The organism is Halobellus marinus (genome assembly GCF_032113415.1).
Classification (GTDB): Archaea; Halobacteriota; Halobacteria; order Halobacteriales; family Haloferacaceae; genus Haloquadratum; species Haloquadratum marinus.
On record NZ_CP134946.1, the window covers coordinates 2,290,379 to 2,305,085 of the forward strand.

Consider the following 14,707-nt stretch of genomic DNA (forward strand, 5'->3'; position numbering starts at 1 on the left):
ATTGTTTCATCGTGACCCAAAGGTCGTTATTCAACACGGCAAAATTATCCATATGCAAGCAAAGTCTCACGACTGATTCGGCTGTAAGATCGTGAAATGAACACCGGGGTAACTCTTCTATGACACTCTACTACAGCTGGTATCCTTCGCCCACAGTCAGCCGTTCGTATTGCGGCGCGATGATTATTCGGCCACGTTGAACGAGTCCTGATCAGGGCCGTTCGGTCGCAGTTGTCGTCTTGCTCTGAAGGCGGTACACACGTCTAAGACATCCATTTCGACCCGATGGCAGCTCAAACCACGATTCGTTAGTGTCTGCGTCGGCGTGACGAGCACAGCCGTGGACACATACTCCGTCACGCGTCTCGCAATACCCACGGTTTCGCGTCGGGGTCGTACTCGCTAATCGCGCCGCTGTGACTCCGTGTGTCCGCGGCCAGCACGCCGATGTGCTTCAACTGTTGGACGAAGTTGAACAGGATGTTCGTCCGGATCACGTCCTTCCAGACGGCCTCGTCCTCGTACAGTCGCGTAGTTTGCCCGCGTTCGATCAACTCTCGGGCCTTCGACCGTCCGGACCGCGTACAGAACGTGTTGAGGAACACGTTCGGGTACTCGTGAACCAACCGGCGAAGCAACGCCGGGAACTGGATCCGCGGGCCTTCTTTCCGCAACGCATCCAACAACAACCGGAACTCCGGGTGGCGCTCATAACAGTTCCGGAGTAGAATCGCCAGCGGCTGGTGTGTCTCGAACACGGTCGAACGCCCGACATCGGCTTTGACGTCGTCAAGCTCCGCCAGCGTCGCCACGCCGTGCCCGTGCAGGACTGTCGCCGCCAACTCGCCTTGCTCGGTTAACGAATAGCGGTCGCCCCCCTGCAGTAAGCCTAACGCCACCGCGCTTTGACGGGCGCTGTCACCGGCCCCGAACGCGTACTCTGCAGCCAAGACATCAACGAGTTCATCCCCGGCAAGCGGGCCGTGCTGATCGATCGCCACGACCGGCGCGAGGTAATTCACCGGTTGGGCGAGCGACAACGTCGCAATATCCCCGCTGATGTCGCTTTGCCGAAGCCGCACCGACAGTTGCCCTTCGATATCCACGACTTGTTCGTGGGATTCCGACGTCGGCGGCGACGTCCACGTCGCAACGCCGGTGTCTGTCGCGCCGATCACCCCCACGCCTTTCGCCTGCAGCAACTCCGCGTGGTGCTGCACCGTCTCCTCGGCAGCCGCCAAGAACGACACGTGCGCCCCTTGCTGGTACGTGAGTGCTTGCCCGATCCCGCGGAGCAGCCCCGACGACCCCTTCACTTCCACTGCAAAGACGCGATCTGTGTTTGTAAAGCCCAGCACGTCCGGGTACCGTCCGCCAATCGTGATTCGATGCGAGTCACACCGCTCCAGGACGTCCGCGTACGTCGCCTCGTGCGCGCCCGGCACGTGGACGAGCGGCTGGTACGACCGTGCTTCCAGCTCGTCGACCACCTGTTCAAACACCGCCGGTTCGTCCATCTTGACTGCGTTTCAACGGGGACGTGTTTGAAGCTATGGCAAGGGTGCCGAGATGAGACGCTCGGAAGCGACGACCACTCCGTGTGGGTTGTCAACGAACGGGTGGACACCTGTATGTGCGCGTTCAGATCGATATCCAGTGACGCTACTGACGGGAGAGTATCGCTACTTCACAGGTACTGGATCGACTGATCCTCCTCGGATCTGTACTGGAGGTGTTCATCGACGACTTTCACGACATCGCCGATCTGCCGTCCAGCCTGTCGAACATACAGCAATCCCCTGTGTTCCAACCCTTGGCCTTCGACGAGTGAGAGAAAATCATCATCGAACGTCAACAGAAGCCAGTTCTGTTTGACCGCGTACCGCAACTGGTCACCGTCAGGGTCACCGAGGGTTCCCTCGTCTCGGGCGGTGTGGACTGTCCACCCGCGGCGGCGAAGTCCATCAGCGACGGGAATCCAGATACTTTCGTCGCAGTACAGCGGTCGCATTATGCGGACGTTGGTTCGGACGAGGGCGACCGGAAGTCATCGATGTGGTCGTAATAATATGCGAGTGCCCGGTGAACGTCACTCAGACTGAGATCGGGGTACAGCTGCGTAATCTCGTCGGGATCGTAGCCGCTGTGTTCGTACGCCGAGGCAATATCTTTGACCCGGATTCCCGTCCCTTCGATCGTCGGCGCACTGTCGCTGTGTTCTGAATCCCGGACGATTCCCATACGCTAGATTGGCCATACACCGACTTAAAAACAGGGTCGGAGGAACCGTCTCGTCTCGGTTAATGCTCACGCATAGTCACGGAGCTGATTCGGGTCTGAGAACGCAACATACTGACTGTGATACGAGTCCGCTGACACCGTTCTCCGCTTTGACCCCCTCCCTCTCCTACACCCTACGATGACAATTCGAGAGACGCTGTTAACTGGGACTGCGTGTCGAGTCCTGTCTGAAACCGAGTGACGACCTCTGCTTGATGTTCAGGACACGCAAGGATGGCAACGGCCCCGTCTTGGACCGGAACGACCGGCTGTTCTGTATTGTACACCGAGAGTTGACAGCTTGGACAACGGATCCCACCAGCTGGCCGGTGGTCCAAGAGTGTAGCCGTCTCTTCAGTCGTGTACCCACACACAGCGGCGAATCGCTCGAGATGATCCTCGCAACCGACAACGGGCACGGTGAGGTGATCCAGTAGTAGCACGGTGATCCTGTGATCGCCCTGAGAATTGAGAGCGGACTCGCACGCATCACACTGGATAGCCGGAGTGTGAACACCATCCGGAGATTGTTGAGTGCGATCTATCGTATTCATACGAACCGAGGTATGCCCTACTCGTTCCGCCATACGGGTAAATTATGGGCACTGGGGTACCGTTCAGTGAGTCAGGTCTGTTGGTGTCAGGTCTGTAGAGGGTGGTATGGCGTCGGTCACGGCCTCATCGTGATCTATCTTGACATCCTCCTCCGGTAATCCGGAGGAATCCCAAGCGTTGAGTCGTCAGGCCGAACGAAGCGACTGGTACGCACGCGGTTGCCGCTGACGGCCTAACACGATTCACACGCACGAGACGGGCACGGAGGCCGCGCACACGACCGTGGCGGCGTTCTTCGATGGCCTCACCGACTACGAGATCTGGGCCACGCGGGACGTCTACACGTCAGCGAAAGCCCGTCGACGTGACGAGCCCGCCTACAATCACGTCCTGGTCCGTACAGCACAACCCATTCCAGTTGCCCACCCCCCGGATCACCAGCTACTGACGATGGGCCTGCTCGTCACCCTCACAAAACTCGGTCTCGGACTCGCGTTCCTCCTCGCTGCCCCACTAGCGTTCATCCACGCCGTCATTACTGGTACATCGCAGCTCTCGGCTCTGTTGAAATCCTATTCTCCAGACAAATTATCATCTGAAACAGCTGATCGCTGAAGGGTGCGACAGTTTCAATAAAGCTGTTTCTACGAATCCGAATCAGAGAACCGCCTAAACCCGGCCACTCCTATAGTAGCGTTTGCAAGTCTTCACTCACACGATCGCACGACTGCGTGCGATCGGATGTGCAATCAGTTGCAAAGGCTACTATAGTTCTACCCCTTCCGTAGGGAGCTCTGAACCGGACACTGTCTTTGTGACCACTGCGGCTCCGTCAGGCTCAACCTCCGCTACTGTATCGACCGTCCAATCTCGGTACTCTACCTCTTGACCCGTGGTCTCATTCCCGCTCGATTCAGCAGGATCTCCAGATCCGACGGTTACGTACGCAGAAGTACTGTTGAGGGATCCGCCGTTCGACTCTTGTAACTGCGCAACAAGACGTTGGGACTCTGAAACCGATGATACCAACGTGAAAGAGTGTTCTCGACTACCTCACCAGCATCCAGATTAACGCGGTGCTGAGGTCCAGCAGTGAGAATTTTCCCATTCTGATCTTGAATCATCACGAAGGCATCAACAGGCGACGCGGCGCGAGTGATTGTAAGCGTCCGCCCAGCCGACTGTTGATCGTTGAAAATCACCGACGCGTCCACTGCCCCCTGCCGGGCTCGAACCGAATTGGTCCCCGCTACACCTACCGATACGCTACCGGCCACACCGACACCAAGTCCGTACAGAACGTCTCTACGTGACACCCGATTCAAACCTAGTCACTTCACATACATTATCCAGGGATGATCATCAAACTGAGCAACGGTATCAACAGAGTCAACCCTGCCGGTCTTTATAAATTTTTTTGCCTGCTGAGCCTTCTCACGCAGACAGAATCGTTTGCTCCCAAGTCAACGGGCCGATCAAAGCGGCTGTTCTGAACACACCCCTGTTGGAACACCTGTTGACGATTCAACAACCGTGATCATCGTACCGTTCTTACCTAATAATGTCACAGTCAGACTCGTTGCTAGGTGAGAAGTGCTGGCTTTCGCGTTCGTCTCCACCACCGCTGATCCTATGATGTTGTGTGACTACCCAACACATACGGGATGGCTCAGGAGCCTCGCTTCCAGTACAGTCACGTTGCCGCTAGTCTCGTTGAGAACGTCGTCCTTCGACCGACCGAGGCTACCGACCCTACCCGTGGGGCTGGAAGTATACGCTCCACTTGGGCACCCCCGAAGACCTCACACTCGTCCGGTACGACAACGCCCACGAGGATACGAAGGGGCACGAACTCCACACCGCCGTCGGCACTACCGACGATATCGAACTCCCCGGAATGGAGGAGGTGCTCGTGGAGTTCTAAGCGAGCGCGGACGAGTACTGAGAAGTCGTCGACGGCGATCCGCGCGGCCCTACTGAACACCAACCGACACCACGACGACAACTACCATCCTAACGCGACTATGACCACGCTCCACATCACCGTCGGTGACCGAGAACAGCTCCGTGAGGACACCTTCCAGTTCATCCAAGCTGCCGAAACCGACGACCGTGACGCCGAGGACAAGAAAGTAACACTCCAGTTCGGCAGCTATGACAACCTCGTCGATAGCCTCACACCGCTCCGCTTGGAACTTATCCAAGCGATCGCCAAGCACGCCCCTGAAAGTATGCGCGAGACCGCCCGCCTCGCCGATCGGGATGTCTCCGATGTCCACTCGGATCTAAAGCAACTGGAGGTCCTCGGAATTCTAGACCTCAAAGACGGCGGGCCTGGCGGCGCGATGCAACCCATCGTACCCTTCGACCGAATTGAGATGCATATTGACTACCTATAGTAGCGTTCGCAAGTCTTCGCTCATCTGATCGCAGGACTGCGTGCCATCGGATGAGCAATCAGTTGCGAACGCTACTATATTAGTAAGAGCTGTCGATGACGGCGGCACGCCCGCTAGCGTGTAAGAACGTCTTCGAAGCCTTTCCACACTAAACAGGAATCGCTCATTACAGGAAACTTATGTCCCACTCAATACAAGAGAACCCACGTCTCAATCAGTATAGTGCCTGAGATGGGTACTGGAACTCTTTGACTCTCCCTCGTTCTTACACTCCAGCAGTAGAATTAGTGAGTGATGGCTGCCATACTCAAACGGCGAAAAATTCTGGGCGGGGTTTTACTTATTATCGGGTTGAGTATTGTCCTCGCGCAGCTTGGTACATTCCCCGGGATGCTATTCGGCGGTTGTACTGATGTGGGTGTCCCAGAGGGACAGGAGGAAGGACTCAGCATTATCGGAGTTCAGGATTCAAATCTGCTGTATACACCCGATGGAGTGAATGAGTGTGGTATCCCGCTTCCGGCAGTCATCACTCCAGTTGGACTCATCGCTGTAGGGGGTGGATTGGTTCTATCCACGAGGTAATGGCTCCGATTCTATCTCCGTTTAACGTTACTGGATAATCCACGCGTGATCAATATAGAACAAAGGTACAGCGGTCGTAGCGGTTCCACGCTAAGTTGGATGAATCAGTCCGTCAGTAGAACTGGTCACTGACAGCAGGTAAGATTCAAGCGGTACTACTGGTTATATTAGAGAACGGTTGAGGTTCTGTCCCGTCAACGCGTTCCGGTAAGTGGATCTCCTGGTTTGGTACCGGTCAATCGACGGGTGGGATAAGAGTGGACGGTAGCTTCAGCAGATGAAGCCGGTCGGTGGCCCTGAGAGGTATCCAACCCGTTTACCCGAGTGTGATGCAATCACCCCGCTCGCTGCTCGCACGACTGATCAATGACCATCCGGTCGTGGTGTTTTCCGCACTGGCGATCGGATTCTCCTGGACGGTATGGATGGTGACGTTTTCGGTAACTGTCCCGCGGTCGGGACTAGGATTCCTCGGGATAGCACTGGGTGCCTTCGGCCCTGGCGCTGCAGGAGCGGTCGTGACGCGTCTCCGCGGTGAATCAGTCCGCGCCTGGCTCGCAGCGGCGTTTGACTGGCGACGACCACTCCGCTGGTACGGACTCGCAGTTGCGATCCCGGTGGTCGGAGCTCTCGGAATCGGTGTGGTCGTCTTCTCGCTCGTGGGGCTTCCCGACAGCAGTTCGCTTGGGCAACTGGCTCCGCTCTTCCTGACGAGTTTGGTGATGGCGACGGTGTTCACCGGCGGGAACGAGGAGTTCGGGTGGCGGGGGTTCGCACTCCCACATCTCCAGAAGCGATTCAGTGCGCTCACCGCGAGTGTTCTCATCGGTGGCGTCTGGGCGCTCTGGCACGTCCCGATGTTCGTCTACGACGTGTACCAGCTCTCACCGCTTCTGTACACTGCCAGCGTGGTCTGTTTTGCTGTCATCCTCACGTGGTACTACAACGCGTCGGACGGGTGCGTTCTCGGTGCCGTACTGTTTCACGGGACGATCAATGCCGCGGTGAACGTCCCCGGGCAGGCTGTCGGTGGCGCGGCAGCGGTGCCGGTCCCATATGCGGCGATTCTGGCTGGGACGTTTGGGGTCCTCGCTACCTTGTTCGTCGTCCGTTATGGTTCTGAAACACTCTCACACAGGGAAGCCGTCCGGCCGCGCTGGACGGCTTCCCGGTCGGCTGACGGAGCCGTGGCCGAGAGCCCCTCTACCGGTCGCCGCGCTACCGACCCGTCCGACTGACGCCTCGATAGGACCGCGTCGATTGCGACATTCGAGAAGTAGTGTCAGTCTCGCCGTGGGGTCCACAGGCCGTAGAGAATCAATCCAAGACCGGCAAGTTCGAAGAACTGGTTGATACTGTTGACGATGGGGCTGGGCACGTCCAGCAACAGATACAGGACAACCGCTGTAGCGCCCGGTACGAACAGCACGAGAACGAACCCGACTGCGATGAACAGCATCGGACGGCTCTGGTTCTGTCGGTATGCTTTGTAGGCGAGATAACTAATTGCCAGCCCGAAGAGTATGATGATCACTTCGCTGGCCTGACGGACGGTTCGGAGCGTTTCGAGACCGATCGACTGGAGCGTTACATTGAGCATATCAGGGGCCCTCTACGAACTGCGTAAAGCGGTCAACCATCCGTTCCCGCCGTGAGACCGTGATCTCGAAACCGTCCTCACTGAGATCGAGTTCGATGCCGTCGAGTTCTGTCCGGTAGAGTTTGTAGTTCTTCCCATCGGTGACTGGCTGGATGTCTTCGGTGATCAGGTCGTACTCGCGGAGTCGTTCGAGTCGCCGGTAGACCGTCGGTTCTGAAACCCCGGCGCAGTCGCTCAGTTCGGCCGCCGAGCGAGGCTCCTTTTTCGCCTCAATGAGAATCGTGCGTGCACACTCGTCACCGAGCAGATCTGCGAGTGCTTCGGGATCTCGCACGTCGGACACGATACCTGGTCCATCTCCTGTCGTGTCAATATGTGTTGTGCCGTTCCACGTGTTCTGTCTGGCTTCAGTCGGTGAAGCTACGAGAAACGGCCAGTCACCTGTACGCCTGTCGGTCGGGGCGGATGTCGGAGAGACCGTACAGACACAGACGGTACCCCGGACCGGGTATGTGAGTAGTGCCTAGGGAGCGTACGTGTGAGTAATCGAGTGACTGGATGTAGATGCAATATCCGTTTCAGTTATTCGGATATTTATGTGGTCACCGCCGCGAGTAGTCCCTAAAGATAATGCCGCGTGTTGGTCCCCGGGTTCGAAACATCTCGATGCGGTGGAAGTGTGTGCTTCTCGGTGGGGGAGTGGCGCTGCCGTGCACTGCGTTCAGCTATTGGCAAACCGGGTCCGAGGTGTCATTGGGAGCCGTGGTGCTCGGCGGGCTCCTGACTGGCTACTTACTTACTCAGTCGAACAGCGACACAAGCCGTGCGGGGATCCAAGTCGGGATCCTTGGCGGACTCCCGGTTCTCTGGGCCGTCTTCGACACGTATGTCGCCGCAGCAGGATTCACCGAACCGGTGTGGTTCAAACTCGCAGAGGGTGTGCTCCTGTTCGGATTCATTATTACCGGGTTCGGAATCGCCGCGCTTGCCGGTGAAGTAGGCGTCCGAATCGGGACGTGGCTAGCGGACTCCGTCACTAATCGTCGCAGCCGCGTAACACGGTAAGTGACGAGGCGTCGATATGAACGTCATCGGAAAGTACGATGGCGTCGTCAGGGTGTCATAGAAGGCTTCCCATACCCACACCGGAATCGCTCAGCCCAGGTGACTTACCGATCAATCACTACGCAGTAGACGGCCAACGCTCTGAGGGATTCTACAATGGTGTTTTCGTTTGTTCAGCTCTCACTGTCAGCCAGCTCTGGGACCGCTGTTGCCGTCGACTTCTCCCGTGTCAGCCGAGCGTACCGACGGAGCTCTTCGACTGTCCCGTCATCTTCAAACGGATAGATCGTTGTGCTGCTTCGTTTCCTCTCCATCAACCCTTCAACCACCTCTTTTGGACTCACCTGGTGAACTGCAGTCGCAGCCACATCAGATTCGTCTAGACGGGTATGCCACTTTTCGAGTTTGCCGTTCCGCTCTTCAAGGAATCCATCGGCGAGTTCTCCCGGCGAATCAGGATGGGCTGGATGTCCCCAGTTGTATTCGCTGAACCACAGCGGTTTCTCCAACCGGTCGTGAGCGGCCTCAATTTTCTCCTTAAGTAAGGCCTCGGCTTCCGATTCCGAGAGATCGTAGTGACCAGGACCAACCCAATAATGTAGCGAACAGGCATCAATACAGTCCGGTTGATAATCCCCGACGAAGTCATTCCGACCATCCGGCCATCCGTGAACTCCAGTCGTGAGTAATTGATCCGGCGCGAGATCTTTCACGTACGGCCCGGCTTCTTCGATCCACGGGCGAAGTGTCTGGCTCTCACGCGTCCACGGTTCTGTCCACGCAATCTCGTTCCCGAGTTCCCACATCATAATTGTCGGGTCGTGTCGATACTCCACACCAGTAAGGTGGTTCTCGTGAGTCAGCAATTCCTCAACCCATTCTTTATACAACTCAATGCACTCTTCGTTTCGATAGAAATCATCAATCTCAGCTGCTGTCTCGGCAGCGTACACATATCCCGGGACGTGATTTACGAGGTGATCTACGGGATGGGCATCATAGTGCGGGCCCCCGGACATAATCGGAATTGACAACCGAATATTTCGTCGTTTTGCCTCTGTAACCGCCATATCGAACCGTCTGAAGAACTTCTCATTGTCCTCGCCTGGGAACGGGCCGCCATACTCAACCGGCGCGGTACTGACGAATAGCCGTAAGACCGATGCACCGATGTGTTCCAAGCCATCGAACACTAGCGGTCGAAGCTGCTTGTGATGCGGATGGGTCAACCCAACGAGGAACTCGCTGTTCGCGTCTGCACCGGACAAATAAATCGTTCCGTCGTTGAGGGTAAAGTCAGTCCCTTCGACACCCACAAACGAAGACGGGAACTCATCGACACTAATACTCGTTTCCACGGTTGCAACGACCGCCCCATCATACACGACCGCAGCCTGGAACGGATATTCACCGGTCTGAAGCAGTTCTCGTTGGGCAGTCACCGTCGTAGTGCTCTCCGATGGAATTGACTGCGTTTCAGCGTGAAGTTCGTCTTCAACCGTTTGAAATACAAGATCTGCTTCTACGGGTTCTACTGCTTCATTAGCAACAGTTAGCGTGAGGGTGACGACATCCGTCTGTCGTACAGACGTCTCCTCGTACGAGAATTCTGTAATTCGAAGCGCATCACCATTAGCAATAGCTGTGTTCAAAGAGCTATCAGTGGTAGAGCCGGGTGAGGATCCAGCCGTTTGACTGCCATCCGCTGTTGGATCTTCTTTAAGGAGACCGCTACACCCTGCGAAGCTTCCCATTCCCGTTGCTCCAAGCGCCGCAAGAACACGACGGCGAGACGCTCTCTGATCGGACATACCCAGAATGTAAACTGCTTATCTATACTATGACGCTCATAGGAAGCACGTTGTTGGTGAGTCAGAGCACAGTTCGAACGACCTCTTTGAGAGCTTCTTGACCGGGTTTGCGTAAGATTCGACGGCGAAGCTGGAACGCTCTGAGATACAGCGTGAGCTTGTCTTTTGAGACGCCTCGATGCGGCGAGAGCCACGCGTCGCTGGCGCGACGGTGGCTCTCGCAGGTGTTCACGTGTGCGTCTCCATCGACGTATTCGCCATCGCCGTGAATCACCGCTTCTCGCTGGAAGTTCTCGTCGTCTTCGAGTGGGTCGTATGCCCGAAATCCGTCGGTGTAGACGGTCAGCGACTCCTCCTCGCGGTCGCCGAGGAGGAGTCGCACGGTCGATTCGTCAGCCGATTTCGCTGGGATAACGTATCGCTGATCGCTGCCACGATCAACAAGTGTGAATACTGGCGGTTTGTCCTCGTCATAGCTTCCGCGACCACGTTTCGAGAGACCACGCGAGCGCGACTCCTGGTCGCGCTCGCGGCCTTTCAACCCCGCAGTCACGTACACTTCGTCGATTTCGACCGGGCCAACAAGATCGATGGCTGGCGCGTCGAGCGTTCTGGCGAACTGCTCGACGCGCCGCCGAAGTGACCTATACGACACGTCGAGTTCAGCGTCGAGTTGGCGGATGCTCGTGTTGAACCTGAGCAACGTATAGAACGCAAACAAGAGCTTGTCGAGGCCGATCTTCGCGTCGCGAAGATCGTGCCGGTCTTGGGGTTGAACGTGCGGTCGCAATCCTTACACAGATACCGCTGATACTCTCGATAGCTGCCGTGTTTGATCACTGATTCAGACCGGCAGCGCGGGCAATAGAGGCCATCGCGCCAGCGAACCTGCTCCAGCAGGTTCGCGGCGCTCGCCTCTGAGTTCAGCAACTCAAACGGGAACATTGCATTCGGGTGACGCGGCAGCGTCACCCTTGCCCGCTACGCTTCTCCAGCGGCAGCTCTACCTGACCAACAACCTGCTTCCCAAGAGCGTACTATGATATAAATCATCACGCTGTAGATGAGTCCAGATCGACGACGGTTACTCCTTTACACGTCCTCAGCATTGGGACACCCTCCGGGTACTAAGAAGTAGGTCTATCTACTGGCGAGTACGACTTGTACCTCGGTGAAAGCAATCACTTGTGAATAGTTCGAAGACGCCTTCAACGGGTCTATCGCTGCAGAATATTAATCGTCGGTATCGGCAGCGCCTCAACAAGTTCCGCAATCCACGTTCGCTTCGCGTCCGTTTCGTGTTCAGCCACGATCCCCGTCGCTTGTTCAAACCGGAACCGAATCTTCTGCGCCTCGGCTCGAATCATCTCCCGTGCCCGACGCCATTCCGCAGCCGTGTACGGTGGCTTCCCACTGGCCGAAGCGAGTGCAGGACGGTTAGCGATGAGCCGTCCTGGACGATGATCGGCCAACAGTGCGGGAACTTCACCTTCGAATTCCGGTCTCTGTGAGTGGGGAGCTGCTCAGATTCGTCCGGCCTCTGTGATGTCCCCTTAGTCTACGGCTCTCTCAATCACTTGGCACGTGATTGTAGTTCTTTTCGTGCCTTTGCGGTCGGTCTTATCGCTCGATTTTCATCGCGTTCAAAACAGCCTGGTAACTCGTCCCGTAGGAACTCCAACGCGGTTTTCCCATCGGCCAGCCCCCATTCGTTCGCAAGTTCGCTGTTCGACGTCGGAGCCAATCGAATGAGATCTTTGATCCGTGCGTAGTTCCGGTCCGTCCGCACAACTTCGTTTTCGGTCTTGGCGATCTGATCGTCGTCTCCAGTTTCGTCTGTCGACCTCTCTTCGTCATCGGACTGGGAACTAGGCGTCCGATGATTCACCCACTCACCAGCCTCCCAATCGAAGATCCCGCCGTGTTCGTTGACGTACTCGATGAAGGTTCGGAGCGTGTTACCGACGGGAGCGTTTGCCTCAATCGCTGACCGGTTGCCAACCATTATAAACCGGGTTTTTGGGCGGGTTGAGGCGACATTGAAGCGGTTCGGATTCCCCGAGAACCGAAGCCCCCCTGTCTCGGAGTTTACCGTACTGAAAATAATCGCGTCTCGTTCTCGTCCTTGGAAGCCGTCGACCGTCGAAATTTCAACTTCGCCAAACTCGGGTGTGGCGTCGGCAATCATACTTCGCTGGCCACGGTACGGCGTAATCACGCCCAGCTCTTCGGACGGGATCGAACTCTGCGTGACGAACTGTTCAACTAATTCACTGACAACCGCAACTTCTGACGTGTTGATTGATCCGCTGAACCGTTTCCGCCACGCTTCCGCTCCATCCACGTCGACGAAGACGACTGGAGGTCCGTCAGCGATCGCTGCTGCTTTCGAGTCTACAGGCGAACTTGGGTTCCAGTCGTGACTTTCCGGACAGGAATCCGCAACTGTGATTCGATTCTCGTACATTTCTTGCTGCGCAAAGCCGATAATATCCTCGTGGCTCCGATAGTGGTGTGTGAGCCACCGTTCTATTCCGTACCGGTTGCGGAGGAACGAAAAGATCGACGCGTCCGCTGGCGGACTCCCATCATTCGATTTGACGGTCTTGATCACGGGGCGGAGTTGATTGTGATCCCCGACAACCACCCATTTTTTCGCGTTCACCATCCCTAAGAGTCCGAGGGGTACCTGAATCTGGCTTGCCTCGTCAATAATAACGGTATCAAACTCTACCTGTGCGAGCCCACCGAGTTGCGACCGGATAATCGTCGCTCCGGTGATGTCGGCGCTTCGCGTTGAGGTCGCCTCCGCTTCGTCCTGCAATTGCTGGATGGTCCGTCTGAGCTCCGCTAATTCAGCTTGCTTCTCCTCAATCTCTTCTGAAACTGTTGCCGAGTGACTCGTGTTGGTCGGGCTGGACCGTTCGACTGCCCGTGTCGTTTGTAGATTCCCAATTTTGTCTCGAAGCCTGCTGATATTCGATTTTAACGCTTCCACCTCCGCAAGCACCTCGGACACCGTCTCATCATCACTGGTTTCGATCGCCTTCGACAGCATCAGCTCCTTCGACCCTTTCGAGAGTTTTTCCGGTCGCCCAGCGCGGACCACCCGATGCTCACCCTGCGCCGCCAGTTTCTCGACAACGTTGTCAACAGCGATGTTCGTGTGCGACGTTACGAGCACGCGCTCGCCCTGAGTTGCCAGTTCAGACGCTGCCTTCGCAATCACTTCCGTTTTCCCTGACCCCGGTGGTCCGACTACTAAGGATAGGTCACCCGGCGTTAACCCACAAATCTCGGCGATCACCTTCTTTTGTGAGTCGTCTAGTTCAAACCCGCTGAGTCCTGTCCAACTCGACGGCGTCTCGGGCTCTGGCCGATCGAGCGTCGGCTGGTCTAACGTGTCGATCAATCGGGGGGCGTTCTTAGCCAGTCGCGCGACAGCTGGGAGCGGATCTACGGCATTCCGCCACCGTGAGAACTCCTGGTGCATCTCAAACAGGAACCCTGCCTGCTGCGTGATCGCAATACTCGACTCCGACGAACAGATCGTTATTGCCTCCCCTTCCGTCAGTCCAGCAGCCGCCGTGCCTTCGTAATCCAGTTGAATCTCTTTGGCGTCGGTGTTGACGACCTTCCCGATCGGTTTCAGTCCAGCATCGGTAATGTGTCCAACGCGACCACCCTCCTCAATCCACCCTGGGAGCGTCGCGTCCGATTGGAGGATGAGGACACTCTTCGGTCGGTTCTGACTAACGACAGTTACGTCTAACTGCTGTCGCCACTTCGATTTCCCTTCTTCCTCTCCTTCGTCGTACACTAGTGCTAACCACCCGGGGAATCGAGCCCCACACGCTTGGCAACGGTATTGGAACGGTTTGGAAAGCGTCGCACCACAACAATCACAGTACGCCTGGGTGTCTTTCGACTCGTACTCTGCTTTTTCAAACCGGTTGAGAACTCCGTCTTCTCCAGTCCCTGTCGACGATTGAGACAGCATCTGTGACACGGTCGATTCCTCGTCTGGACTGACGAAGTCTATGACACGATTGACCTCGTCGCTCGTAGCCTCCGTTTTGACCGTCTCGTTCAGGTACTCCTTGATGTGCGATTCGAGAATCGAATTCGCCATCTCAAGCTCTTCGCTTGTGTAATCAGCAACCTCGGTGCCAACACACCAGAGGAGTCCAGCCACTGCTGCGTCACTTCCATAGGTGGTTTTGAGAAACTCGATCCCTTCCTCGGGCGCGTCAGCGAGCCACGCGTTGTTCGTCCTGAATTCGTATGGAAATGTATAATCTAAGTACGGCGGCTGATCATCGATGAGATACCCGCCATCAGCAAGGAGCACAACAAGCTGCATCGTCGCACTGGGCACATCCAGTTCACGAGCAACTTCTTGATAGACCCAC

At 56.4% G+C, this 14,707-nt stretch carries 12 protein-coding genes and 2 pseudogenes; 6 read left to right on the top strand and 8 right to left on the bottom strand.

The genetic code is table 11. The features are described from left to right. Nucleotides 1–356: 356 nt before the first annotated feature. From RJT37_RS11445 to RJT37_RS11455, 3 genes are all read right to left on the bottom strand, one after another. On the bottom strand, nucleotides 357–1,517 hold the full coding sequence (locus RJT37_RS11445; RefSeq protein WP_313684555.1) for a hypothetical protein: 1,161 nt from the start codon (nucleotides 1,515–1,517) through the stop codon (nucleotides 357–359). Between the two features lie 170 nt (nucleotides 1,518–1,687). Further along, on the bottom strand, nucleotides 1,688–2,011 hold the full coding sequence (locus tag RJT37_RS11450) for a DUF5615 family PIN-like protein (protein ID WP_313684556.1): 324 nt from the start codon (nucleotides 2,009–2,011) through the stop codon (nucleotides 1,688–1,690). Beyond that, nucleotides 2,011–2,241 (bottom strand): DUF433 domain-containing protein, encoded by a 231-nt coding sequence (locus tag RJT37_RS11455; protein ID WP_313684557.1) that lies wholly within the window; start codon nucleotides 2,239–2,241, stop codon nucleotides 2,011–2,013. The genes RJT37_RS11450 and RJT37_RS11455 overlap by 1 nt, the downstream gene beginning before the upstream one ends. A gap of 876 nt (nucleotides 2,242–3,117) precedes the next feature. Between RJT37_RS11455 and RJT37_RS11460 the strand changes: the two genes are divergently transcribed. From RJT37_RS11460 to RJT37_RS11480, 5 genes and pseudogenes are all read left to right on the top strand, one after another. Continuing rightward, nucleotides 3,118–3,450: a hypothetical protein gene (locus RJT37_RS11460; protein WP_313684559.1), complete on the top strand. Its 333-nt coding sequence runs from the start codon at nucleotides 3,118–3,120 to the stop codon at nucleotides 3,448–3,450. 1,049 nt (nucleotides 3,451–4,499) lie between these two features. Continuing rightward, nucleotides 4,500–4,759, top strand: a pseudogene (locus RJT37_RS11465) (toxin-antitoxin system TumE family protein). A gap of 100 nt (nucleotides 4,760–4,859) precedes the next feature. After that, nucleotides 4,860–5,234 carry an HVO_A0114 family putative DNA-binding protein gene (locus RJT37_RS11470; RefSeq protein WP_313684561.1) on the top strand — a complete coding sequence of 125 codons (375 nt, stop codon included), beginning with the start codon at nucleotides 4,860–4,862 and terminating at the stop codon, nucleotides 5,232–5,234. A 294-nt stretch (nucleotides 5,235–5,528) separates the two neighbouring features. Beyond that, on the top strand, nucleotides 5,529–5,819 hold the full coding sequence (locus RJT37_RS11475) for a hypothetical protein (RefSeq protein WP_313684563.1): 291 nt from the start codon (nucleotides 5,529–5,531) through the stop codon (nucleotides 5,817–5,819). Between the two features lie 329 nt (nucleotides 5,820–6,148). Continuing rightward, complete coding sequence (locus RJT37_RS11480; protein ID WP_313684565.1) at nucleotides 6,149–7,057, top strand: CPBP family glutamic-type intramembrane protease; 909 nt, start codon at nucleotides 6,149–6,151, stop codon at nucleotides 7,055–7,057. A 44-nt stretch (nucleotides 7,058–7,101) separates the two neighbouring features. Here RJT37_RS11480 and RJT37_RS11485 read toward each other — a convergent pair whose 3' ends face one another. Beyond that, complete coding sequence (locus RJT37_RS11485; RefSeq protein WP_313684567.1) at nucleotides 7,102–7,419, bottom strand: DUF7521 family protein; 318 nt, start codon at nucleotides 7,417–7,419, stop codon at nucleotides 7,102–7,104. Nucleotide 7,420: 1 nt separating this feature from the next. Next, complete coding sequence (locus tag RJT37_RS11490; RefSeq protein ID WP_313684569.1) at nucleotides 7,421–7,762, bottom strand: ArsR/SmtB family transcription factor; 342 nt, start codon at nucleotides 7,760–7,762, stop codon at nucleotides 7,421–7,423. Between the two features lie 323 nt (nucleotides 7,763–8,085). Here RJT37_RS11490 and RJT37_RS11495 point away from each other — a divergent pair, with 323 nt between their 5' ends. Beyond that, on the top strand, nucleotides 8,086–8,484 hold the full coding sequence (locus RJT37_RS11495) for a DUF5518 domain-containing protein (protein WP_313684571.1): 399 nt from the start codon (nucleotides 8,086–8,088) through the stop codon (nucleotides 8,482–8,484). Nucleotides 8,485–8,657: 173 nt separating this feature from the next. Here the strand turns inward: RJT37_RS11495 and RJT37_RS11500 are convergent, their stop codons facing one another. From RJT37_RS11500 to RJT37_RS11510, 3 genes and pseudogenes are all read right to left on the bottom strand, one after another. After that, on the bottom strand, nucleotides 8,658–10,295 hold the full coding sequence (locus RJT37_RS11500; protein ID WP_313684572.1) for a glycoside hydrolase 5 family protein: 1,638 nt from the start codon (nucleotides 10,293–10,295) through the stop codon (nucleotides 8,658–8,660). A 61-nt stretch (nucleotides 10,296–10,356) separates the two neighbouring features. Next, nucleotides 10,357–11,240: pseudogene (locus tag RJT37_RS11505) on the bottom strand (IS1595 family transposase). Nucleotides 11,241–11,868: 628 nt separating this feature from the next. Continuing rightward, the gene (locus tag RJT37_RS11510) at nucleotides 11,869–14,673 is read right to left on the bottom strand and encodes a DUF5797 family protein (RefSeq protein ID WP_313684573.1); all 2,805 of its coding nucleotides are present in this window, start codon (nucleotides 14,671–14,673) and stop codon (nucleotides 11,869–11,871) included. Nucleotides 14,674–14,707: the final 34 nt, after the last annotated feature.